Origin of the sequence: Flammeovirga sp. SubArs3 (assembly GCF_947387565.1) — a bacterium.
In the GTDB taxonomy this organism is placed as follows: Bacteria; Bacteroidota; Bacteroidia; order Cytophagales; family Flammeovirgaceae; genus Flammeovirga; species Flammeovirga agarivorans.
This window is the reverse complement of the sequence record NZ_CANDOA010000004.1, coordinates 370173-391371: the sequence shown is the minus strand read 5'-3', so window position 1 is coordinate 391371 and position 21199 is coordinate 370173. Positions and strand designations below refer to the sequence as shown.

Sequence of the window (21199 nt, the reverse complement as noted above, 5' to 3'; positions counted from 1 at the left end):
GAAAATGATGCAATTAAATGATGGGAATCAAATCCCTAGTCTTGGTTTTGGCACTTTCCTATCTAAAAATGAAGAAGTAAAAGAGGCTGTATTAGCGGCTTTAAAGGTTGGCTACAGACATATTGATACAGCTATGATCTACGAGAATGAAGAAGGCGTAGGTGAAGCTATTAAAGCGTCAGGCATCTCTAGAGATGACCTTTTCATTACTACTAAATTATGGAATGAGGATATTAGAAATGGTAATATCGAAGAAGCATTAAAAGCAAGTTTAAAAAGACTACAGTTAGATTATATAGATTTATATCTGATCCATTGGCCAGCAAAAGGATATGCTAAGGCTTGGGATGAAATGATAAAACTTCAAAAGTCTGGATTAATAAAATCCATTGGTGTATCTAACTTCAACCCACACCATTTACAAGACCTTGAAGCTTCGGGAGTAGTGCCTGTCGTTAATCAGATTGAATGTCACCCTAAACTTCAACAAAATGATTTAAAAACATATTGTGAAGTAAGAAATATATTAGTACAAGCTTGGGGGCCTTTAATGCAAGCAGGTTTATTCAAAGATGAAACGCTAAATCAGATTGGTGAAAAATATGGTAAGTCATCAGCTCAAGTTATGCTAAGATGGCATTTGCAAAGAGGAGTAAATGCTCTTCCTAAATCTGTAACACCATCTAGGATTGAAGCCAATTTTGATATCTTCGATTTCGAATTATCAGAAGATGACGTGTTAAAAATTGCCGAAATGAACGAACACAAAAGAGTGGGTCCTGATCCCGAAACTTTTGATTTCTAAAAAATAACAAAGCCTTACTAAATATATTTAGTAAGGCTTTTATCTATATTGGATTTTAACGATTATACATCCTTTCCTCCATTGCAGCTATGTTTCCTGCTTTGTAATTGGCTTCATCTACCATTCCTCCTACAAGAAAGAGGTCAATTATCCAACCGATACCAAAAACTCCTCCTGTTAATAAGTAAACAATACCAGAAGTAGTTTTACCAAGATAAAAACGGTGAATTCCAAGTAAACCAAAGAAGAACCATAATAAATAGGCTACTATTGAAGATTTCATTTTCTAATGTTATTTAATTTTTGACACTTAATAATAATAACGTGTTTTACCGATCTTGGTTGCAAGAAAAGTAATGTTTCTACTTATAACTCTCTAAATCAAATAACAAAAAAAGGGCTAAACACCTAAGTGCTTAACCCTTCAAATATAACTAAACGTTAAATTAGTTCGTGTAGTCTGTTTCAGAACCTGAGAATACTGCTCTAGAATACTCTCTGTTCAATCTTGCAATGTGAGTGATAGAAATCTCCTTAGGACATACCGCCTCACAAGCTCCAGTGTTTGTACAAGCACCAAAACCTTCAGCATCATGTTGCTCTAACATTGCTAAAGCACGACGCTTACGTTCTGCATTACCTTGAGGTAATACTGCTAATTGAGATACTTTCGCTGCTGTAAACAACATTGCTGAAGCATTTTTACATGCTGCAACACAAGCACCACAACCAATACACTGAGCTGCATCCATAGCTTCATCAGCTACAGTTTTAGGAATTGCAATCTCGTTAGCGTCAGGTACACCACCAGTAGAAACTGTAACGTAACCACCTGCTTGTTGAATTCTATCAAAAGAAGTACGATCTACGATCAAATCTTTTAATACAGGGAATGCAGATGCTCTCCATGGTTCAACAACGATAGTTTCGCCATCCTTAAAAGTACGCATGTGCAACTGACAAGTTGTAATACCGTGCTTAGGACCGTGAGGTTTACCATTGATATATAAAGAACACATACCACAGATACCTTCACGACAATCGTGATCAAAGTGAACTGGGTCGTTTCCTTTGTTTAATTCGTTCTCATTAAGAACGTCTAACATTTCTAAAAATGACATATCAACTGATACGTCGTTAACTTCATATGACTCAAATTTGCCCGGCTTGTCTTGACCAGCCTGACGCCAAATTTTAAGTTTGATATTAATTGTTTTTCCTGCCATGATCTTCAAATTAAGTAGTTGTTTTTTCAACAACTTGTTCGTTGAATTGTTTCAGACAGGTAAGAGGTGATACCACCACTTACCCGATGATTAAATTACTTGTAAGAACGTTGAGTTAATTTCACGTTTTCGAACACTAAGTCCTCTTTCGTTAACTCAGGATCGTTTCCTTCACCTGCATAACCCCAAGCTGCTACATATGAGAATTCTTCGTCTTTACGAAGTGCTTCACCTTCTTCAGTTTGAGATTCCTCACGGAAGTGACCTCCACAAGATTCTGAACGGTTATGAGCATCAATGATCATTAATTCACCAAGTTCTAAGAAATCCTCTAAACGTAGTGCTTTTTCTAATGTCATGTTCAATTCCTCATTTACACCGATTAATTTCAGGTCTTTTTGGAATTCCTTACGTAATTCTTGAATTAAGCCACGAGCTTTTTCTAAGCCCTCTTTATTACGTGACATACCACAGTATTCCCACATAATATGACCTAATTTTTTATGAAGATCATCAGGAGTTTGGTTACCCTTGATGCTTAATAATTTATCAACACGAGCTTGAGCAGCTTTTTCAGCTTCAGCAAACGCTGGATTAGACTTATCTACCGCTACACCTAATGGTAAAGTTGCGATGTAATCACCAATTGTGTAAGGGATTACGAAGTAACCATCAGCAAGACCTTGCATTAGAGCAGATGCACCTAAACGGTTTGCACCATGGTCTGAGAAGTTAGCCTCACCTAAAGCATATAAACCAGGAACGTTTGTCGATAAGTTGTAATCAACCCAAAGACCACCCATAGTATAGTGTACCGCTGGATAAATCATCATTGGTACTTCGTATGGATTGTCATCTGTGATTTGTTGGTACATATCGAATAAGTTACCATACTTAGCTTCGATTGTTTTCTTACCATCACGCTTAATCGCATCAGCAAAGTCAAGGAATACTGCTAAACCAGTAACACCTACACCTCTACCTTCATCACATACCATCTTAGCGTTACGAGAAGCTACGTCACGAGGTACTAAGTTACCAAATGATGGATATCTTCTCTCTAAGTAGTAATCTCTTTCCTCTTCAGGAAGTTTTACCGCATCTGCAGCAGTGATTTTTGCATGTTTCTTGTCTTTTGGCACCCAAACACGACCATCGTTACGTAATGACTCTGACATCAACGTTAACTTCGATTGGTAGTCACCATGTACAGGAATACAAGTTGGGTGAATTTGCGTGAAACAAGGGTTAGCAAACTTAGCTCCTTTCTTGTATGCTCTCCAAGCTGCAGAACCATTCGATGCCATTGCGTTTGTAGATAAGAAGAATACGTTACCGTATCCACCAGTACAAAGCAATACAGCATGACCTGCATGAGAATCGATTTTACCTGTTACTAAATCACGAGTTACGATACCTTTAGCAGCTCCATCAATAGTAACAACATCTAACATCTCTTTACGAGTATGTAATTTCACTTTACCAGTGTTTACCATCTTAGATAAAGCAGAGTAAGCACCTAAAAGTAATTGTTGTCCTGTTTGACCACGAGCGTAGAATGTACGGGATACTTGAGCACCACCAAACGAACGGTTATCCAATAACCCACCGTAATCACGAGCGAATGGAACACCTTGAGCTACACATTGGTCAATGATTTCTCTAGATACTTCAGCTAAACGGTGTACGTTTGCTTCACGAGATCTATAGTCACCGCCTTTAATAGTATCATAGAATAAACGGAAAACTGAGTCACCGTCATTTTGATAGTTTTTAGCAGCGTTGATTCCACCTTGTGCAGCAATAGAGTGTGCACGACGTGGAGAATCTTGGAAACAGAATGCGTCTACATTGTATCCTAACTCTGCTAAAGTTGCTGCTGCAGAAGCACCAGCTAAACCTGTACCCACAACAATAATGTTGAATTTTCTTTTGTTAGCTGGGTTAACAAGCTTTACGTTGAATTTATGTTTTTCCCACTTTTCAGCCAATGGGCCTGCAGGGATTTTTGAATCTAATGACATTTCTATTCTTTCGTTTAATGTTAAATAAATTAACCTTGTAATGTTATGGTTGTAGAGATTAGTAACCTCTGATTAACATCACAACTGGAATAGCTCCAAATAATAATGGAACAATAATAGAGTACGCTTTTCCTAAGAAAGAAATGATTGGCGTGTATCTCTTGTTATTGATACCTAGTGTTTGGAATGCACTGGCAAAGCCATGCCATAAGTGATATGCTAGTACAATCATTGCAATAACATAAGCACCTACAATCATTGGGTTTTGGTATGATGTAGAAACTACAGAATATAAATCTTTAACGCCATCTTTATCTGGAGTAAGACCTTCTCCTAAATAACCATGCATTACTGCCCAATATTGGCTTAAGTGAACTACTAAGAATACAGCAATTACAGAACCTAATACACCCATGTACTTAGATACTGAAGAACCGTCCTTGTTAGTTACTTCATAAGATTGAGATCCTCTCGCTTTTTTGTTCTGAATCGTAAGAACAACAGCATAGAAGATGTGACCTACAAAGAATAGCTTAAATACATTCGCTAATAATTGTACCGCCGGATTAGAAGACATGAAATGTGCATACGCATTAAACGCCTCTTTATTTCCCATTAATAATGTCATGTTACCAGACACGTGTCCAGCTAAGAATAAGATGAGCAAGATACCTGAGAGAGACATCATAAATTTTCTCCCGATTGTACTACTCAATGACTTTTGCCAACTCATAAAAAATTAACGTTTAGATAAAATATTTGTTTGAGATAGTTCTCTGATTTATTTCATGACAAAATTATATCTCAACTAAACGAGATACAATAATCATGATCATGAGAAGCTTATTTTGAATTAATCTAAACAAGCGAAAATTCGCTTAGGCGGTTAACTATCATTTACATACTTATTCATTGATTTACAGAGATTTAAATAGTTAAAAATTTACACTTATCGCCTTATCAATAGGTTGTTCAAGAAAAATGTTTCCAAAAGAACATAACAAAAGTCATCTTTTTGAAAACGCTAAAAACAAAAAAACGCCTACAAAATTTTCATTTTTTGTAGGCGTTCATCTATCGGTTGCGTGTAATTAATCTAAATCACCTGACCAAACTGAATACTCAGTATAATTACTTAGATCTATTTCAGTAGAAAATATACCAAAAACTGTAGATCCCGATCCTGTCATACTTGCATACTCTGCACCTTGCTTGTATAAGTCTGATTTGATCTTATCAATCACTATATATTTCTTTAAAAGGCTATCTTCAAAATCATTTTTCACATGGTCTTTCCAATCTTCAATATTTCCTTCTAAAGTTGCTTTCAATTCAAAGTCTAGTGCTTTAGGAGATACTCCACTATAAGCTTCTTTTGTAGAGATATGAATATTTGGATTAACTAAAACGATTTTCTTTCCTTTTAAAGTTAAATCCAATTCATTGAAAACTTCACCTCGACCTGTTACATAAACAGGTTTATTTTTTATAAAAAAGGGACAATCACTCCCCATTTGAGCTGCATATTCTTCTAATTGCTCATCGGATAAACCAAGATTATTCATCTCATTCAACATTACCAATGCAAAAGCACCATCAGCTGAACCTCCTCCTAAACCAGCTCCAATAGGTATAATCTTATGGAGATGCATTTGTACCGGCGGAATATTAAAGTCTTTATTCAATAAATGGTAAGCCTGTAGACATAAGTTATGATCAGCATTACCTGGAATATCTATCCCAGTACTTTGAAAGGATAATTCTTCAGATGGTATTATCTCAAGTATATCACTCCAGCCTACTGGGTAGAAACATGAAGCGATATCATGAAAACCATCTTGTCTTTTGGAAGTAATTGCTAATCCTATATTAATCTTAGCGTTAGGATATGAAATCATTATAGTTTGTTACTTGGTTATTTTGTCGCAATAATAGTTTCTTTATTCATGATCAACAAACTTATGATAAAGCCATTTGTTGAATATAATACCAAATAGTATTACCACAGTCCACTGTGTGACTATAGTTGCATTAGAATATACATCCATTACATTCCAGTTTCCATTCTCATCAAACCATGGATATGCAGAATAGCCTTGTGACATCCACCACCAAATTAAAAACAATCCTATAGGGATATTGATAAACATGGTAAATTTATAGAATACCGTTGGTACTTTAATTGATGAGTCTTTATCAATAAAATCGTCCTTAAACTGTTGGATACCGTTTCGATGTACTGCAAACACAATAAATAAACCCGAAATAAGAAGTCCTAATCCCCAAACCCAATCCTGATTTGAAAAGAAATCGAGACTATATGCCGATGGAAAACCCATTGCTATACACAGAATAGCGGTAATTAAACTTGCTTTATTTCTATTGAATTTTAAATCCGTAAATGTTCGAATACAAAGTTCTATCATACTGATTAAAGAACTGAATGCTGCCATGGCAAAGGCAACAAAAAAAACTACACCTAATAATTCTCCATTCGGAATTTTTGCAAATAACAATGGAATTATGGTAAACGTTAACGCTGTATTTCCTGACTTTAGAAACTCAATCGCTTGTGCATCTGATGAAGCAATAGCAAAAACGGAGGGCAGTATCGCGACACCTGCAATAATTGACGCGAGGTTATTTCCAATACCACTTATTAATATATTAAAGGTAACATCTTCTTTCTCTCTAGAATACGAAGCAATTGTCAACATTAAGCCCCAACCCGCTCCAGTACTCCATGCCGACTGTGTTACCGCTTCAATCCACACTTTAGAGTTTAAAAACAAGTCTACATCTATACTAAACATATAAACTAACCCCTTCGGACCATTTTCAGTTGATAACGCAACAGCAGAAACCAAAAGAATCAGAAACAACAACGACGGGATTAAAATCTTATTTACTTTTTCTAATCCTTGTTGTACTCCTTTGTACAACATGAAAACAGCAAATAAGACACAGAAAATATGTAAACTAACTGTCCTTAGATTTCCGGTAGATATATTGTTCCAATAATTCTCTAAAAAAGGTTGATTTAATTGTTCTAATAGGGAATTATCTAACACTAAGTTTGTAGATAAACCTACATAGCTTAAACCCCAAGCGGTTACAACAGAATAATAAAATGTGATTCCTAAAGTACATATAGTGATAAAGAAACCCATCCAGGTATACTTTTTTCCTGCAGCTTGGGCAAATGAAGAAATTACTCCTCTCTTAAATTTTTTACCGATTGAAAACTCAGAAAGTAAAATTGGAATGGACCATATAAATAAAAACATAAACCAAAGAATGATAAATGTTCCCCCATACTGTCCTGCTAATCGAGGAAAACGCCATAAGTTTCCTGCACCAATGGCCATTCCTAACGAAGCTAAAATTACTCCCCACCTACTACTAAATTGCTGGTTGTTTTCTTGATTTGTCATAAATTTAAGTAATTTCATAGATCGACTAGCGAATTGATTTCGACGGTCATCTATTAGATTTCATGAAAGTATAGTTATTGTTTTGTCAGTAATTATCTTTTTTCCACCTGCATTTTACAGATTTTATTTATGCTCTCACAAATAAAGCACTATATAAAAACATACATTAGCATACGTTACGGTCTTGCTGGAGCACTATTTTTAGGCATCATGGTATTTGGTATCAATTACTATGACTCAGGTGATGTTACCGCATCAACGACTGCCGCATTAAAACAAAGTGCCTATACATTTATCTTTGGTGGATATGTATCGGCACTCTGTGAAAATTATACTTCAAAAGGAAAATTTTTGATAGGTATTCTATTACCTTCAAGTATTGCAATTATTGCTACCTATACAGTTCATTCACTGAAAGGAACTCCAAACCCTGAACTTTCAACAATACCTACCATCATATTTGCTCCTTTAGGTTTTCTATTTATTGCTTACAATAAAAAAAGAGAATTAAAGCGATCTAGCAACCCTCAAGCCTAAGAAACCTTGCTTGATATCTGGCATATCGTAATTTCTGTAAGCTGGACGACAAAAGTTCTCATCGCTAAGAAATGAGCCACCTCTGTACACTCTTTCTTTTCCATTTTGAACACCTTGTGGGTTCGTTTGCTCTGCTTGTTTGTAAGAGTCAACAGCATAATAATCGTTGACCCACTCCCATACATTTCCTTGTAGGTCGTAGATTCCTAACTCATTAGGAAACCTTGTTCCAGAAGTGTGTGAAGTATTATCTGAATTAGATAAGATCCATGCTCTTTCTGGAATATTTTCTCTTCCTAAATTCGTTTTATTATATTTTTTTCCACCACGTACCACATATTCCCATTCAGATTCTGTTAGTAGTCGGTAGTCATTGCCTGTTAATGTGTTTAGCTTTTTGATGAACTCTTGGCAATCATTCCAAGAAACATTTTCAACAGGTCTCCCTCCCTTCACATGTTCACTAGGGTTAGATCCCATTACTGTTTCCCACAATTGTTGTGTTACTTCGAATTTACCCACAAAGAAATCACTGATTGTCACATCATGAATTGGTAAAGAAGGATTTTCTCCCGTATCTAACTGAAGGTCCCCTTTTCTATCTCCCATTTCAAAAGTACCTCCTTTAACAAAGATCATATCAAAAGATACATGATCAATCGTTTCAGTATAGTTTTTCTTCTTCTTTTGTGCGTTAGTAGAAAAAGCGGAAAAGCATAATAAAGCTATAATGAGCAGTTTGGATGTGTTTAATATCATTATTGTGAAGTAAATGTTCATCTAAAATACTTCTAAAAGTAATGAATCATTGGCATGATGACATAAAAAAGGGCTAATAAATTTAATATCTACTAGCCCTTTTTAAATTATAATAACTTATTTATGATGTCTACTATTGTAATTCCTTCAGCTTCTGCTTTAAAGTTTCTTACAACTCTATGACGCAATACTGAAACAGCAACTGCCTGTATATCTTCAATATCCGGAGTATATTTACCAGATAGTATAGCATGACATTTTGCTGCAATCACTAAGTATTGAGAGGCTCTTGGTCCTGCTCCCCAATCTACATACTTATTCGTTACTTCGTCTGCATGCTCAGTATTTGGACGAGTTTTATGAACTAATTTCACAGCATACTCAATTACATTGTCAGCAATTGGTACTCTTCGAATTAAATGCTGGAAATATAAAATCTCATCAGCACCCATCACTCTTTCTACTGTTTTCTTCTCATCATTGGTTGTTGATTTCACTACTGAAACTTCATCCATATAAGAAGGATAATCCAAAATGATATTGAACATAAAACGGTCCAATTGTGCTTCAGGTAACGGGTAGGTACCTTCTTGTTCAATCGGGTTTTGTGTTGCCAATACAAAGAATGGTTTCTCTAATTGAAATTCTTGATTGGCAATTGTCACTTTATATTCTTGCATTGCTTCCAATAAAGCTGATTGAGTCTTTGGAGGAGTACGGTTAATCTCATCCGCAAGAATAATATTAGAGAATATTGGTCCTTTTACGAATTTAAATTTTCTATCCTGGTCCATTGTTTCTGCACCAAGGATATCAGAGGGCATTAAATCTGGAGTAAATTGTATTCTACTAAAATCTAGATCCAATGCTTGAGCCACAGTATTAATAAGTAAAGTCTTTGCTAACCCAGGTACACCTTGTAATAAAGCATGGCCTTGGCTAAATATTGCACTTAGAACAAAATGAACAGTATCTTCTTGACCGATGACTACTTTTCCAATCTCGTCTTTTAATTGCTTATATTTTTGATGTAATGCATCTGCTGCTTCCTTATCAGAAGCAAAACTAACGTTTGATGTCATGTTCATGTGCTAAATTGTTATTCCAGTTCAGGCCTAATTACTAATAATATAAGGGTAGAATGTATTAGAAAGTTTATTAGGCTACGTCTATGTTTATTGAAATTAAAGTATTTTTTGAAATAAAAAAAGGGCAAACGATTCTAATTCGCTGCCCTTTTAAGATTTATTTCAATTCACATACAAACTATGTGATTTCATTTAGATACTATCCAATAAATTACAATCATCATATTCTGGATCAATCTCAATGAATACATCATTTTTAGCTTGTTTGATCCATTTTTCTAAAATCTCATTTTTCTGAGAGTTCAATGTAGCTTGTTGTAGCTTTTGATAATCATCTTTTAAATTGGCATAATGCGGAGGCTTATAATTTGAATAATAAATAATCCTTACCGCTTGTTGACCATCTTCTGTACGATACTTTAATGGCTTTGAGGTATTACCAATTTTCATTGTATCAATAGCAAAGAATACTACTGGATCCAATTCATCAGTGGCCATATATGAAGAACCTGTTACTTGGTTTTTGAAATAACCTGCATTGGCTCTTGTGGGTTGGTCATCTGAGTATAAGTTCACTGCCTTTTCGAAACCTAATGTATCCGATTCTGCAATTAATGTTCTAATACTGTCCAAGAATGTAACCGCATCCTGAATATCTTGATAATTTGATTTAGGACGGATTAGAATGTGTCTCGCTCTAAAACGACCACCTCTTCTTTCTAATAATTGGATTAAGTGGAAACCAAAGTCAGACTCAACTGGATCAGCGATTTCATTTGGATCAATTGTTAAAGCAATCTCTTCGAATTCTGGTACAAGTTCTCCTCTACCATGCCATCCTAAGTCACCACCTTTTCTAGCTGAACCGTAATCTTGAGAATATTGTTTCGCAAGAACACCAAAGTCTTCACCAGCTTCGATTCTCTTTTTGATGTCTACTAATTGTTGTCTCGCTTTTTCTTTTTCTGATTCAGAAACTTTAGGCTCTCTAACAATCTGCCCAACTTTCACTTCTGCAGCCAAGAAAGGAATACTGTCTTTAGGAATAGACTCATAATATTTCTTCACTTGCTTTGGAGTAATGGTTACCCCAGCAATAATCTGTTGTTGCATTGTCTGAACTGTCATCTGCTCTTTTACTTGATCGCGAAGATCGTCACGTAAATCATTGACAGATGCACCTAATGTCTTTTCTAACTTTTCCTGAGAACCGGCTTGTAAGATAAAATACTGCATACGACGCTCTAATTCGTCGGCAACTCTTGCATCATCAACTTCGATAGAGTCAATTTGTGCCTTTGCATACATAATTTTATTGACAACCAATCCTTTTAGGATATCACATTTTGCCTTTTTCTTGTCTTTTGGATATTGACCATTTGAAAGCATTTGTTGATACCCTGCCTCTACATCAGAAAGCAGAATGATGTTATTATCAACTTTGGCAATAATTTTATCAACGGGCACTGCATCATCTTGTGCAAAAACAGATGAAGAAAAAAGAACACAAATGATTCCCAGTATGCCTAAAAAGTTAAACTTCATATTTTTATTTAAAACTTACTATTTTAATAGTTTAGCGTCTAAAGAATAATCCTGCCGACAATAAGTAAACCTATTATCTATTTGATTGATCTATAAACTTATGAAATAATCTTCAAGTAGTTATTTTGATCAATCATAATAATTGACAAGTAGTTATTCTTCAGAGATATAAATCTCATAATTATTATTCCTAGTAGCCTCATTGTAAAGTTCATCTTCCAATTGAGTTCTTAATTCTAATTTACGTCGTCCTAGAATTACGTTTCTCACTTGTTTCTGAACAAATTGCAATGGAGGAACTTGGTCAACAATTTTATAATCATCAATTCTGTAGAGGTAAGTATTCGATTCATCACTTACTTCCCAGAATTTATCTCTTTTCAATAATTTCGTTACTTCAGATTGAGATTTCATAAATGGAGTTCCAAAAAGTAACTCATCCAAATCTAACCAAACTGAATCTTCTAAATGAACAAAGTCAGCATAAGCATAAGCAGACGATCTAAGCTTTTCTTGATCTTCCGGTTTAGTACTTTGCATCAACTTTCTCACTTTCTTCAAATCAGGAGCATTGTTAGGATAACGTAAAAAGTTACCACGAACAATGTTTGTCTTAAGGATAAAATCATCAGAATTCTTCTGATAATGTGCCTTAATTTGTTCATCAGTAATAACAGTATCCAAATTTGATGAAATGTATTCTCTTACATATTCATGCATAATTAGCTGATACTTGTATTCATCCAAACGTCTTTGAATATCTAACTTCTCAACATCCACTTGTGATTGTGCCTTCTCAAGTGTAATCGTTTTTCTTACCCAAGCATTCACGTATCTTTCTTGAATATTCAGAGAATCCTTTAGAGACATACGTTCATTGTACAAGCTTTTCAATTCAGTATCATAAAGTACTTTATCGTTTACTTTTGCCAATGCAACCCTAGAGCTCTTGATATTCTCCTCTTCCACTGCTTTGTCTAATACTCCCTTTATTTTATCACAAGAGAAGACACTTAAGCTAATGAACAAAAAACTGAGTTTATAGAAATTTCTCCTAATCATAACGGCAAATTTAATTATTTAGAATTGCCATACATTATACCCGACACACAATACTTGCATTTTGGATAAAAAAATATCTTAAATTTCTTTAAAGTTGATGGTAAAACAAGAATAGAGGTTCTAGAAGGATTATCCACAGCTCAAAAAAAACTTATATATTTGACATTCGAATTTTATTAGTAAATAATAGCTTAACAGCTTCTAAAATATATTTATGAACGCATCCCAGTTAAAAGAATTGAAAGGAAGAGTATCTGATTTAGAAAGGTACTTGGATATCAATGTTAAAAAAGAAACGATTGCTGAAAAGGAAGAACTCACTGCAGCTGCCGGTTTTTGGGATGATCCAAAAGCAGCAGAGGTATTACTAAAAGAGATCAAAGGGTTAAAGTCTTGGGTTGAAAAATTCGAAGAAGTACTTTCTATGGTAGAAGACCTCGAAACTTTATTTGAATTCTTTGAAGCAGGAGATGTTGATGAAGAAGAACTAGACGCAGAAGGCAAGAAAACTGAAGATGCTATTGAAGCATTAGAAGTAAAGAAAATGCTTGACGCGGAGGAAGATGGACTTTCTGCAATGATGGAAATTAATGCCGGAGCAGGTGGTACAGAATCCAACGACTGGGTAGAAATGCTATTCAGAATGTATAAAATGTGGGGAGAATCTAATGGCTTTAAAGTACGTACTGTCAACATCCATGAAGGAGAAGTTGTTGGCATGAAACAAGCTACTTTAGAATTTGATGGGGACTTTGCTTACGGTTATCTAAAATCTGAGATTGGTGTTCACAGAATGGTTCGTCTTAGTCCATTTGATTCTAGTGGAAAGCGTCATACTACATTCGGTTCTGTCTTTGTTTACCCAGTGGTAGACGACTCAATCAGTATTGAGGTTAATCCCTCTGACATCACATGGGAAACTTTCCGTTCAGGTGGTGCCGGTGGTCAAAATGTAAACAAAGTAGAAACTGCAGTTAGATTAAGACATACTTCAGGAATTATAATAGAATGTCAGCAAGAGCGTTCTCAACTTCAAAATAAGGAAAAAGCAATTAAGATGTTAAAGTCTAAGCTTTACCAAGTTGAAGTAGAAAAGCGTAATGCAGAAAGAGCAAAAGTAGAAAGTAGTAAAAAGCGTGTTGACTTCGGATCACAGATCAGAAACTATACCATGCACCCTTATAAATTAGTAAAAGATATTAGAACAGCAGTGGAAAAAACTGATGTTCAGAAAGTTTTAGACGGCGATTTAGATGACTTTATCAAAGCATATTTAATGATGAATTAATCTTTTTTGTTGTAAAAATAACACTTTTTCAATTTTCAGTGAGATTTATTTGATAAGTCTCACTTTTTTTATACAAATTTACACCGCATATAAACACATATTTTATTCACATGAACGCGACTTCAATTAACTTGGACTTCCTAAAAGAGCTAGGTATTCAAGAAAGAAACCCTGCTTTTTCTACAGGAAGAACATTTGCTACACTTGACAATTCAAGAGAGACAAGAAAGATCTTTTCTCCTACTGATGGGCAATTAATTGCCGAAGTGGAAATGTCAACTCAAGAAGACTTAGAACACATCATCAAAGTTTCTCAAGAAGCTTTTGAATCGTGGAAAGTACTTCCTGCTCCAAAAAGAGGTGAAATTGTAAGACAAATTGGAGAGGCTTTAAGAAAATATAAAGATCCTCTAGGAAAATTAGTAACCTATGAAATGGGGAAAATCTACCAAGAAGGATTAGGTGAAGTACAAGAGATGATTGACATCTGTGATTTTGCTGTGGGACAATCTAGACAATTATATGGTTTAGAGATGAAATCAGAGCGTCAAGATCATAGAATGTTTGAACAATGGCATCCACTAGGTTTAGTGGGAATTATCTCAGCATTTAACTTCCCTGTAGCGGTATGGTCATGGAACTCTATGATTGCAGCAATTGGTGGTAATGTTTGTGTTTGGAAACCTTCAGAAAAAACACCTCTAACTGCAATTGCTTGTCAACATATTCTTCAGGAAGTATTAGAAGCTAACGATCTCCCAGAAGGTATCTTCAGTTATATTATTGGTGATGCAGAAATTGGTGCTAGCATGTCACACGACTCTCGCTTCCCACTTATCTCTGCAACAGGTTCTACAAGAATGGGTAAGAAAGTTGGTGCTGCTGTTGGTGCAAGACTTGGAAAATCTCTGTTAGAACTTGGAGGTAACAATGCGCTCATCATTACTGAAAATGCAGATTTAGAAATGGCAGTAAGAGCTACAGTATTCGGAGCTGTAGGTACTTGTGGGCAAAGATGTACATCTACCCGTAGACTTATTGTACATGATAAAGTATACGATCAAGTAAAAGGTCGTTTATTAAAAATATATCCTTCTTTATCAATTGGCAATCCATTAGACGAGTCTAAGCTTGTTGGGCCACTGATTGATGAAGATGCTGTTACAGCTTTCAAAGCAGCTCTAGAGAAGGCTAAATCAGAAGGTGGTAATGTTTTAATTGGTGGAGAATCGTTTACTGATGAAGGTTTATCCAACAACTATGTTACTCCTGCAATTGTGGAAGCACAAAATCATTTTGAAATCGTTCAAGAAGAAACATTTGCTCCAATCCTCTACTTAATCAAGTATTCTGGAGAAGTTGAAAATGCCATTGCTATCCAAAATGATGTAAAACAAGGATTATCATCTGCTGTATTTACAAATCATTTATTAGAATCTGAAGCGTTCCTATCAGCAGCAGGTTCTGATTGTGGTATTGCTAATATCAATATTGGTACATCTGGTGCTGAAATTGGCGGTGCATTTGGCGGTGAAAAAGAAACTGGAGGAGGAAGAGAATCCGGTTCTGATTCATGGAAAGCTTACATGAGACGTCAAACGAATACAATTAACTACGGTAGAGTATTACCTCTAGCTCAAGGGATTAAATTCGACATTTAATCTAATAATTAAGCGTATTTCTAAAGATTATATTTTTATGATTTTTAGAGATACGCTTTCAATTTCATGACATACTTCCATAAATATTACATCATTTAGTGTGCTATACCTATTAAATTAGAGTAGAATTCTTTGTTGTTCACTTTCATTTAATTATATTGATTAAGAAATTATAGATGCTTAAAAGCAACTAGATATTATCCTAGTAAAGGATTACCTATGTTTCATTAACAAGAATTCCATATAGCTTTACTTTTACCAAATGGCTCAAAAAAAATACTATTCCGTTATGCTGATTGATGACAATGAGATTGACAATCTCATCAATCAAAAAATGATTGAGGCCTCAAAAATCAGTGATAACATTTTTATTCATTCTGGAGCAAAGAGTGCCATTGAATTCCTCCGAAATATCGAAAAGCTTGGAGACATTGCTGATCAAGTATTGCCTGAGTTAATTTTCTTAGATATTGACATGCCTTTAATGGACGGTTTTCAGTTTCTAGACCTCTTTGATCAGTTAAATGAAAAGACCAAAGAAAAATGTAAAATCATTATGTTGACTTCTTCTATTAATCCACAGGATATTAGTAGATCTCAAAACTATAGCTACGTGAAAAAATACGTTAATAAGCCGCTAACTCAGAAAAATTTAACTGCATTAGAGGTTTAATTCTACTTATTATAAAAAGCGAAAGGCTATTTCTTAACAGAAATAGCCTTTTATTGTTGGGGCGCACATTATAGTCTCTTTTAATCTAATTCTCCACTCACATAACGGATAAACTTATCATCCATTCGGATAGATCTGGTTGGAGCGAATATATATGGAGATTTTATCTGAGTATATCTTGTTATAATATTCGATACTTTAGACATTTTGTCTCTTTTTGCTTCTGACATCCCTGTCTTCAACATCTTTAAGAACAAAGTAATCGAAGGACAAGTTTCCTTACCCATTAATCTTATTTGTCTTTGTATGCTATTGGCTAACTGATTAAAGAGTTCGTAATCTCTCATACATACATATTGTAAGGCCAATAAACATTTCACTTCCAAAAAGGCATGAGGGAATTTCTTTAAACTTATTTCATTCAATAAGTTATTTAAAAACCTTGCTGCTTCATCAAACTCAGTAGAATAATAAGCTGAAATTGCTCGATAAACTACATAAGACACATAGTTTGGAATATCATCTGTATCAGGTTCAAAGTCCTCAAAGACTGACTTATTAGATTCAAATAACTCAACATGAGTATCTGTTTGTAAAGCTCTTTGCAACTTTGTCTGAAGGAATTGTGAGGGGAAAGTATATTGATTACTATGCATCAAAAGTGGAACAACATCTTCGTTGACCGTATCAAAATACTTACTCGCCTTACGAAACACTCCATAGTGTGTATAATATTCTAATTTTAAGAACTCAAATACATTATGAAGGTGGTAATAGATCGAATCCATATGGTATTGATCAAAAATCTGATCAATCTTATGGAAAATATCTTCTATTGGTTCATCATCATCATTTCCTGAAGAATTAAACGCTGCTTGGTTTTCATCTTCTACAAATAAACGATGGAAAATATTCATACAACTCTGATAAACAAAAGGCCTGTGCGATTCATACAGCTTACAGGTATTGTTCATCTCTTTGTTCAATAATTCTAAACCTAATTTGTCCGTTTCATCACCAGTGAAGGCATACACACCAAATTTTTTGAAGTAATCGGCCAGAATATCCTCAATTTTATCAACAGCCAACATATACGCTACATGTTTATTATAAAGCTGTGAATAAGTAAAGTAATCTGGTGAATTAATGTGTAAAAGTTTTAAGGCTTTATATACTACCGTTAACTCATTGGATAAATCGTAATCCAATAATTCCTTCTCTAATTTTTTTAGTGTTACAATAGAAATAGCTCTCTTTTTAGTAAAAACCATTTCATGAATATTCGCTACTTTTTTCAACAAATCTGCTCTAGGGCTTTCCATTTGCTGAAGTAGGTAATCTTCTATTTTTTGGTTTAAGCGGGAACGAAGCGTGTAATATGCATTGGTATTCACATCCAACTCTGACATAATTGACTGGTCAGAAGTTTTCTTCTCCCTCATCGAGGTTAATAAGTAAGCCGATTTTTCAGCATTACTCTCAATTAAGTTATTCTTAATTGCCTCGTAATCTTTCTCAGATAATTGTTTAATGATGTGTTTTAGCCTCGCCATATAATATGTTTTGAGTCCAACCGGGTATCTTTTTCAGAAATGCTTTTATACAAAGTATTTTCTTAGCGGGGTAAGAAATAATTAGAAACAGTAAAAGCAACAAATAAACATAACGAAATCATGTCGTATGATCTTCATATAAATATAAGCATTGATTTTGTAAGTTAGTATGTACTATTTTGGGTCTTTTTTGTACATTTTCGGAAAAACACTGATTTCCAGCGTTATTCCTTCCAAGATGATATCCAATTCTTTAAAATATCCAATCCATATTCTGTTAGAATTGCCTCAGGATGGAATTGCACACCATCAATAGGTAAAGTTTTATGCTGAATAGCCATTACCTCATTCTCTTTTGACTTTGCAGTAATAAGTATATCGTCAGATAATTCATCTAAAATAAGCGAGTGATACCTAACCACCGTCAGGTCTTTGGGGATTTTATTGAATAGAGTAGAATTGATATCACATTCAATTTCAGACATTTTTCCATGCATCGGTTTTATTGCCTTATGCACTTTCCCTCCAAAGTATTCACCAATTGCTTGATGTCCCAAACAGATACCTAAAATTGGATGTGTTTTGTGATAATGATCAATCACTTCCATCATATTACCTGCCTTATTGGGGGTTTCTGGACCAGGAGATAAAACAACTGCCTCATACTTGTAAGGTGTAATTTCCTCCAAAGGAGCATCATTACGGACAACTTCAACTTTTTGCCCTAGTTGAGTAAAGTAATCTACAAGATTATATGTGAAGGAATCAAAGTTGTCTAGAAGTAAAATCATTATGTCTTTAATTGAAATTTTATAATTCGATTGCAAAAATAAAAAAGGGAAGCATTTAACTTCCCTTTTCTTTATAAATTTTCTTCAAATAATTCGTGTATCTCTTTACTGTACCTTTTCATACTAGGCATTATGGTACCTCCTGCATCTAATACCCAATCATTTAATTCTAATAATTTGGGATAAACAACAGAGTCTTCTGTAACTTCTTTCGGCAAACCTAATCCAGCAGAATTAAATAAACCTAGAATCACTGACAATGACAAAGCATATTTAAAGCCTCCTAATAAAAGGGCGGCTACATTATCCAAATCATCTAATACTGAATAATCAATTTTATCTTGAAGCCATTTGCCCAATAAATTCAACCCCATAGTTCCTCCAAAGAAAAGAACTACATAGGCAAAGAAGACAGTAGATTTAGGTGTTTCAAAATATGTTTTTGACGAAGAAAAAGCTCCTGCAACACCAAAAAATATTAAGGCAGCTCCAACTACAAAAACTACAGTAGAGATAATCTCTAATAAAAAACCTCTTCTGAAACCCTTATAGGCACCATATACAATCATCCCCGCAAGGAAAATATCTGTAACTCGTATGTATGATGTAAAAAATCCTAAATCTTGTTCCACTTTGAATTATTATCTGTTTGACAAATTAAGATAATGCCGCTTTTACTTTTGCTGACACTACTTTCATATCTGCTACACCTGCAAATTTCTTGCCCGCAGCACCCATTACTTTACCCATATCTTTTGGAGATTCTGCTCCAACTTGAGTAATTAATTCTTTTACAGCAGCTTCCACTTCTTCTTCAGACATCTGCTTTGGAAGGTAAGATTCAATTACTGCTAATTCTACTAATTCAGTTTCCGCTAAATCCTCACGACCAGAAGACTTATAAGTTTCAGCAGATTCTCTTCTTTGTTTTGCTTCTTTCATTAGAAGTTTCAACTCATCTTCTGATGTTAAAACACCGTTTTTGCCATCAGCAGTTTCTGCTAACTGAATTTTTGCTTTAAGTTGTTTTAGAGTACCTAAAGTTGCTTTGTCTTTTGCTTTCATCGCAACCTTCATGGCGTCTTGAATCTTCTCTTTTAAAGTCATTTTCTGTTGATTTAATATAATTAAGTCTCGATGGACTATCAAAAACTAATCTCTACACAAAAATAACAACTTATTGCTCTATTACTATCAAGATACATAAATCATTATTAAATCCTATGAAAACCCATTGAATTAGAGTTACCTCCAAACAGTAACCAATATAAAATGATAAACTTTCGGGAATTATGGACGACTATTTTCTAGACTGAGAAAAATAATTTTGTCCTATAAAGATTTAAGATATTTGATTTTTGTTATGAAAGTGTTGAGGATTCTCTCCATTTTTGTAAACTCAAACCAAAAAAAGAACAAATCAATGACACGATTAAGTGTAAATGTAAATAAGATTGCCACTATCAGAAATGCAAGAGGTGGTGATAATCCAAACTTAGTAAAAGTGGCTAAAGATGCTGAGCGTTTTGGTGCTCAAGGGATCACAATCCACCCTAGACCTGATGAAAGACATATCACTCGTCAGGATACATATGATTTGAAACCTGTTGTTACAACAGAATATAATATAGAAGGTAATCCTGAACCAAGGTTTATGGAACTAGTTTTAGATGTTGTACCAGAACAGGCAACGCTTGTTCCTGATGCTGATGATGCTATTACTTCCAACGCCGGATGGGATACTATCAAGAATAAAGAATTCTTGACGAAAGTTACAAGCGAGTTAAAAGCTAAAGGTATTCGAGTTTCTATTTTCGTTGATCCAGATCCAGAAATGGTTGCGGGTGCAGCAGCTTGCGGAGCAGACAGAGTAGAACTCTACACTGAACCTTATGCTGCTAACTTTCATAAAAACAAAGAGGAAGCAATAGCTCCATATATCAGTGCTGCAAAAAAAGCAGTTGAACTAGGTCTTGGCTTAAATGCTGGTCATGACCTTGATTTAGATAACTTACAATACTTCCATCAAAATATTGAAGGTTTAGATGAAGTATCAATTGGTCATGCTCTTGTTTGTGATGCTTTATATTATGGATTAGAGAACACTATCCAATTGTATTTAAAGCAATTGAAATAATGGAGTATAAGCACATCATATGTGACTTGGATAATCCTTATCAATCTGAGGATACTGTAAACAAAGTTATCGACTTATGTTTACAGTATCCTCTCAAAGGGGTGCATGTACCTAACTATTGGGCAAAGAAAGTAATTCGGGATCTTAAGGAAAAAGATATTACCGTTATTAGTAGTATTGGAGAAGCCTCTGGTAATGACCTCACACAGATTAAGTTGTTTGCTCTAAAAGAGTTATTAAAACTCGGTGTAGAAGAAGTGTCTGTAACTATTAATCTTAGTGCATTAAGAACAAACTCAACTTGGTGTAAAATAGAGTTTTTACAATTGACGCAAACAGCACATGAAAAAGAAACTCTGATTACACTTCGATTACCTAAAACAGAAATCAATCAAGACGAAATACAAAAAATTATTCAAGTAGTTAACCATGCAGGTGTAGATTCAATACTCATATCAGAGCAAAATTTACATCACTTAGAAATGGTTCAAAGAGAAATATCAGACCTTGTAGAAATACAAGTTGAGTGCAATAATCAGCAACTTTTACAGAAGTTGTTACAACAAAACATCAAGGTATTTTGGCAATCTTATGTCAATCTGTCATAATATCGGCA

At 34.6% G+C, this 21199-nt stretch carries 21 protein-coding genes; 7 read left to right on the top strand and 14 right to left on the bottom strand.

What is annotated here, in order from left to right; translation table 11 throughout:
- Positions 1–4 precede the first annotated feature (4 nt).
- Positions 5–805, top strand: a complete 801-nt coding sequence (locus QL232_RS13940) for an aldo/keto reductase (RefSeq protein WP_281614551.1) — start codon at positions 5–7, stop codon at positions 803–805.
- A 55-nt stretch (positions 806–860) separates the two neighbouring features.
- Here QL232_RS13940 and QL232_RS13935 read toward each other — a convergent pair whose 3' ends face one another.
- From QL232_RS13935 to QL232_RS13910, 6 genes are all read right to left on the bottom strand, one after another.
- Entirely contained in the window at positions 861–1088 is a 228-nt protein-coding gene (locus QL232_RS13935; RefSeq protein ID WP_168881633.1) for an NINE protein, read from the bottom strand.
- Between the two features lie 163 nt (positions 1089–1251).
- On the bottom strand, positions 1252–2016 hold the full coding sequence (locus QL232_RS13930; protein ID WP_281614731.1) for a succinate dehydrogenase/fumarate reductase iron-sulfur subunit: 765 nt from the start codon (positions 2014–2016) through the stop codon (positions 1252–1254).
- Between the two features lie 110 nt (positions 2017–2126).
- A complete protein-coding gene (locus QL232_RS13925; protein ID WP_281614550.1) occupies positions 2127–4055 on the bottom strand; it encodes a fumarate reductase/succinate dehydrogenase flavoprotein subunit in 1929 nt (642 codons plus the stop codon).
- A 58-nt stretch (positions 4056–4113) separates the two neighbouring features.
- Positions 4114–4788 (bottom strand): succinate dehydrogenase cytochrome b subunit, encoded by a 675-nt coding sequence (locus QL232_RS13920; protein ID WP_168881636.1) that lies wholly within the window; start codon positions 4786–4788, stop codon positions 4114–4116.
- A 358-nt stretch (positions 4789–5146) separates the two neighbouring features.
- Positions 5147–5953, bottom strand: coding sequence for a 4-(cytidine 5'-diphospho)-2-C-methyl-D-erythritol kinase (gene ispE / locus QL232_RS13915; RefSeq protein ID WP_281614549.1), 807 nt, complete (start codon positions 5951–5953; stop codon positions 5147–5149).
- Positions 5954–5995: 42 nt separating this feature from the next.
- The gene (locus tag QL232_RS13910; RefSeq protein WP_281614548.1) at positions 5996–7507 is read right to left on the bottom strand and encodes a sodium-dependent transporter; all 1512 of its coding nucleotides are present in this window, start codon (positions 7505–7507) and stop codon (positions 5996–5998) included.
- 111 nt (positions 7508–7618) lie between these two features.
- Here QL232_RS13910 and QL232_RS13905 point away from each other — a divergent pair, with 111 nt between their 5' ends.
- Entirely contained in the window at positions 7619–8026 is a 408-nt protein-coding gene (locus QL232_RS13905) for a hypothetical protein (protein ID WP_281614547.1), read from the top strand.
- On the opposite strand, the gene QL232_RS13900 is transcribed toward QL232_RS13905, so the two are convergent.
- From QL232_RS13900 to QL232_RS13885, 4 genes are all read right to left on the bottom strand, one after another.
- A complete protein-coding gene (locus QL232_RS13900) occupies positions 7997–8785 on the bottom strand; it encodes an SUMF1/EgtB/PvdO family nonheme iron enzyme (RefSeq protein WP_281614546.1) in 789 nt (262 codons plus the stop codon). The two genes, QL232_RS13905 and QL232_RS13900, sit on opposite strands and share 30 nt — an antisense overlap.
- Before the next feature lie 107 nt (positions 8786–8892).
- On the bottom strand, positions 8893–9873 hold the full coding sequence (locus tag QL232_RS13895; protein ID WP_235958271.1) for an AAA family ATPase: 981 nt from the start codon (positions 9871–9873) through the stop codon (positions 8893–8895).
- 192 nt (positions 9874–10065) lie between these two features.
- Complete coding sequence (locus tag QL232_RS13890; protein ID WP_168881640.1) at positions 10066–11418, bottom strand: peptidylprolyl isomerase; 1353 nt, start codon at positions 11416–11418, stop codon at positions 10066–10068.
- Positions 11419–11571: 153 nt separating this feature from the next.
- Complete coding sequence (locus tag QL232_RS13885; RefSeq protein WP_281614545.1) at positions 11572–12480, bottom strand: hypothetical protein; 909 nt, start codon at positions 12478–12480, stop codon at positions 11572–11574.
- A 214-nt stretch (positions 12481–12694) separates the two neighbouring features.
- Between QL232_RS13885 and prfB the strand changes: the two genes are divergently transcribed.
- From prfB to QL232_RS13870, 3 genes are all read left to right on the top strand, one after another.
- On the top strand, positions 12695–13768 hold the full coding sequence (prfB, locus tag QL232_RS13880) for a peptide chain release factor 2 (protein WP_168881642.1): 1074 nt from the start codon (positions 12695–12697) through the stop codon (positions 13766–13768).
- A 110-nt stretch (positions 13769–13878) separates the two neighbouring features.
- Positions 13879–15429, top strand: a complete 1551-nt coding sequence (locus QL232_RS13875) for an aldehyde dehydrogenase family protein (protein ID WP_281614544.1) — start codon at positions 13879–13881, stop codon at positions 15427–15429.
- A 262-nt stretch (positions 15430–15691) separates the two neighbouring features.
- Positions 15692–16102: a response regulator gene (locus QL232_RS13870; RefSeq protein ID WP_168881644.1), complete on the top strand. Its 411-nt coding sequence runs from the start codon at positions 15692–15694 to the stop codon at positions 16100–16102.
- A gap of 80 nt (positions 16103–16182) precedes the next feature.
- Here the strand turns inward: QL232_RS13870 and QL232_RS13865 are convergent, their stop codons facing one another.
- The 4 genes from QL232_RS13865 to QL232_RS13850 form a co-directional block, all read right to left on the bottom strand.
- Positions 16183–17655 (bottom strand): hypothetical protein, encoded by a 1473-nt coding sequence (locus tag QL232_RS13865; protein ID WP_168881645.1) that lies wholly within the window; start codon positions 17653–17655, stop codon positions 16183–16185.
- 224 nt (positions 17656–17879) lie between these two features.
- On the bottom strand, positions 17880–18446 hold the full coding sequence (locus QL232_RS13860; RefSeq protein WP_168881646.1) for an aminodeoxychorismate/anthranilate synthase component II: 567 nt from the start codon (positions 18444–18446) through the stop codon (positions 17880–17882).
- Between the two features lie 71 nt (positions 18447–18517).
- Positions 18518–19078: a CvpA family protein gene (locus QL232_RS13855; RefSeq protein WP_168881647.1), complete on the bottom strand. Its 561-nt coding sequence runs from the start codon at positions 19076–19078 to the stop codon at positions 18518–18520.
- Between the two features lie 25 nt (positions 19079–19103).
- Positions 19104–19553 carry a GatB/YqeY domain-containing protein gene (locus QL232_RS13850; protein WP_168881648.1) on the bottom strand — a complete coding sequence of 150 codons (450 nt, stop codon included), beginning with the start codon at positions 19551–19553 and terminating at the stop codon, positions 19104–19106.
- A 316-nt stretch (positions 19554–19869) separates the two neighbouring features.
- On the opposite strand from QL232_RS13850, the gene QL232_RS13845 reads away from it, so the two are divergent.
- Positions 19870–20583, top strand: coding sequence for a pyridoxine 5'-phosphate synthase (locus QL232_RS13845; protein WP_168881649.1), 714 nt, complete (start codon positions 19870–19872; stop codon positions 20581–20583).
- Complete coding sequence (locus tag QL232_RS13840) at positions 20583–21191, top strand: hypothetical protein (RefSeq protein ID WP_281614543.1); 609 nt, start codon at positions 20583–20585, stop codon at positions 21189–21191. The genes QL232_RS13845 and QL232_RS13840 overlap by 1 nt, the downstream gene beginning before the upstream one ends.
- Positions 21192–21199: the final 8 nt, after the last annotated feature.

Coding starts and splice junctions, on each gene's coding strand:
- QL232_RS13905 (WP_281614547.1), top strand. CDS start 7,619: ATGCTCTCACAAATAAAGCACTATATAAAAACATACATTAGCATACGT.
- QL232_RS13910 (WP_281614548.1), bottom strand. CDS start 7,507: ATGAAATTACTTAAATTTATGACAAATCAAGAAAACAACCAGCAATTT.
- QL232_RS13940 (WP_281614551.1), top strand. CDS start 5: ATGATGCAATTAAATGATGGGAATCAAATCCCTAGTCTTGGTTTTGGC.
- QL232_RS13850 (WP_168881648.1), bottom strand. CDS start 19,553: ATGACTTTAAAAGAGAAGATTCAAGACGCCATGAAGGTTGCGATGAAA.
- QL232_RS13875 (WP_281614544.1), top strand. CDS start 13,879: ATGAACGCGACTTCAATTAACTTGGACTTCCTAAAAGAGCTAGGTATT.
- QL232_RS13900 (WP_281614546.1), bottom strand. CDS start 8,785: ATGATATTAAACACATCCAAACTGCTCATTATAGCTTTATTATGCTTT.
- QL232_RS13895 (WP_235958271.1), bottom strand. CDS start 9,873: ATGAACATGACATCAAACGTTAGTTTTGCTTCTGATAAGGAAGCAGCA.
- QL232_RS13925 (WP_281614550.1), bottom strand. CDS start 4,055: ATGTCATTAGATTCAAAAATCCCTGCAGGCCCATTGGCTGAAAAGTGG.
- QL232_RS13870 (WP_168881644.1), top strand. CDS start 15,692: ATGGCTCAAAAAAAATACTATTCCGTTATGCTGATTGATGACAATGAG.
- QL232_RS13865 (WP_168881645.1), bottom strand. CDS start 17,655: ATGGCGAGGCTAAAACACATCATTAAACAATTATCTGAGAAAGATTAC.
- QL232_RS13840 (WP_281614543.1), top strand. CDS start 20,583: ATGGAGTATAAGCACATCATATGTGACTTGGATAATCCTTATCAATCT.
- QL232_RS13860 (WP_168881646.1), bottom strand. CDS start 18,446: ATGATTTTACTTCTAGACAACTTTGATTCCTTCACATATAATCTTGTA.
- QL232_RS13920 (WP_168881636.1), bottom strand. CDS start 4,788: ATGAGTTGGCAAAAGTCATTGAGTAGTACAATCGGGAGAAAATTTATG.
- QL232_RS13935 (WP_168881633.1), bottom strand. CDS start 1,088: ATGAAATCTTCAATAGTAGCCTATTTATTATGGTTCTTCTTTGGTTTA.
- prfB (WP_168881642.1), top strand. CDS start 12,695: ATGAACGCATCCCAGTTAAAAGAATTGAAAGGAAGAGTATCTGATTTA.
- QL232_RS13845 (WP_168881649.1), top strand. CDS start 19,870: ATGACACGATTAAGTGTAAATGTAAATAAGATTGCCACTATCAGAAAT.
- QL232_RS13890 (WP_168881640.1), bottom strand. CDS start 11,418: ATGAAGTTTAACTTTTTAGGCATACTGGGAATCATTTGTGTTCTTTTT.
- ispE (WP_281614549.1), bottom strand. CDS start 5,953: ATGATTTCATATCCTAACGCTAAGATTAATATAGGATTAGCAATTACT.
- QL232_RS13885 (WP_281614545.1), bottom strand. CDS start 12,480: ATGATTAGGAGAAATTTCTATAAACTCAGTTTTTTGTTCATTAGCTTA.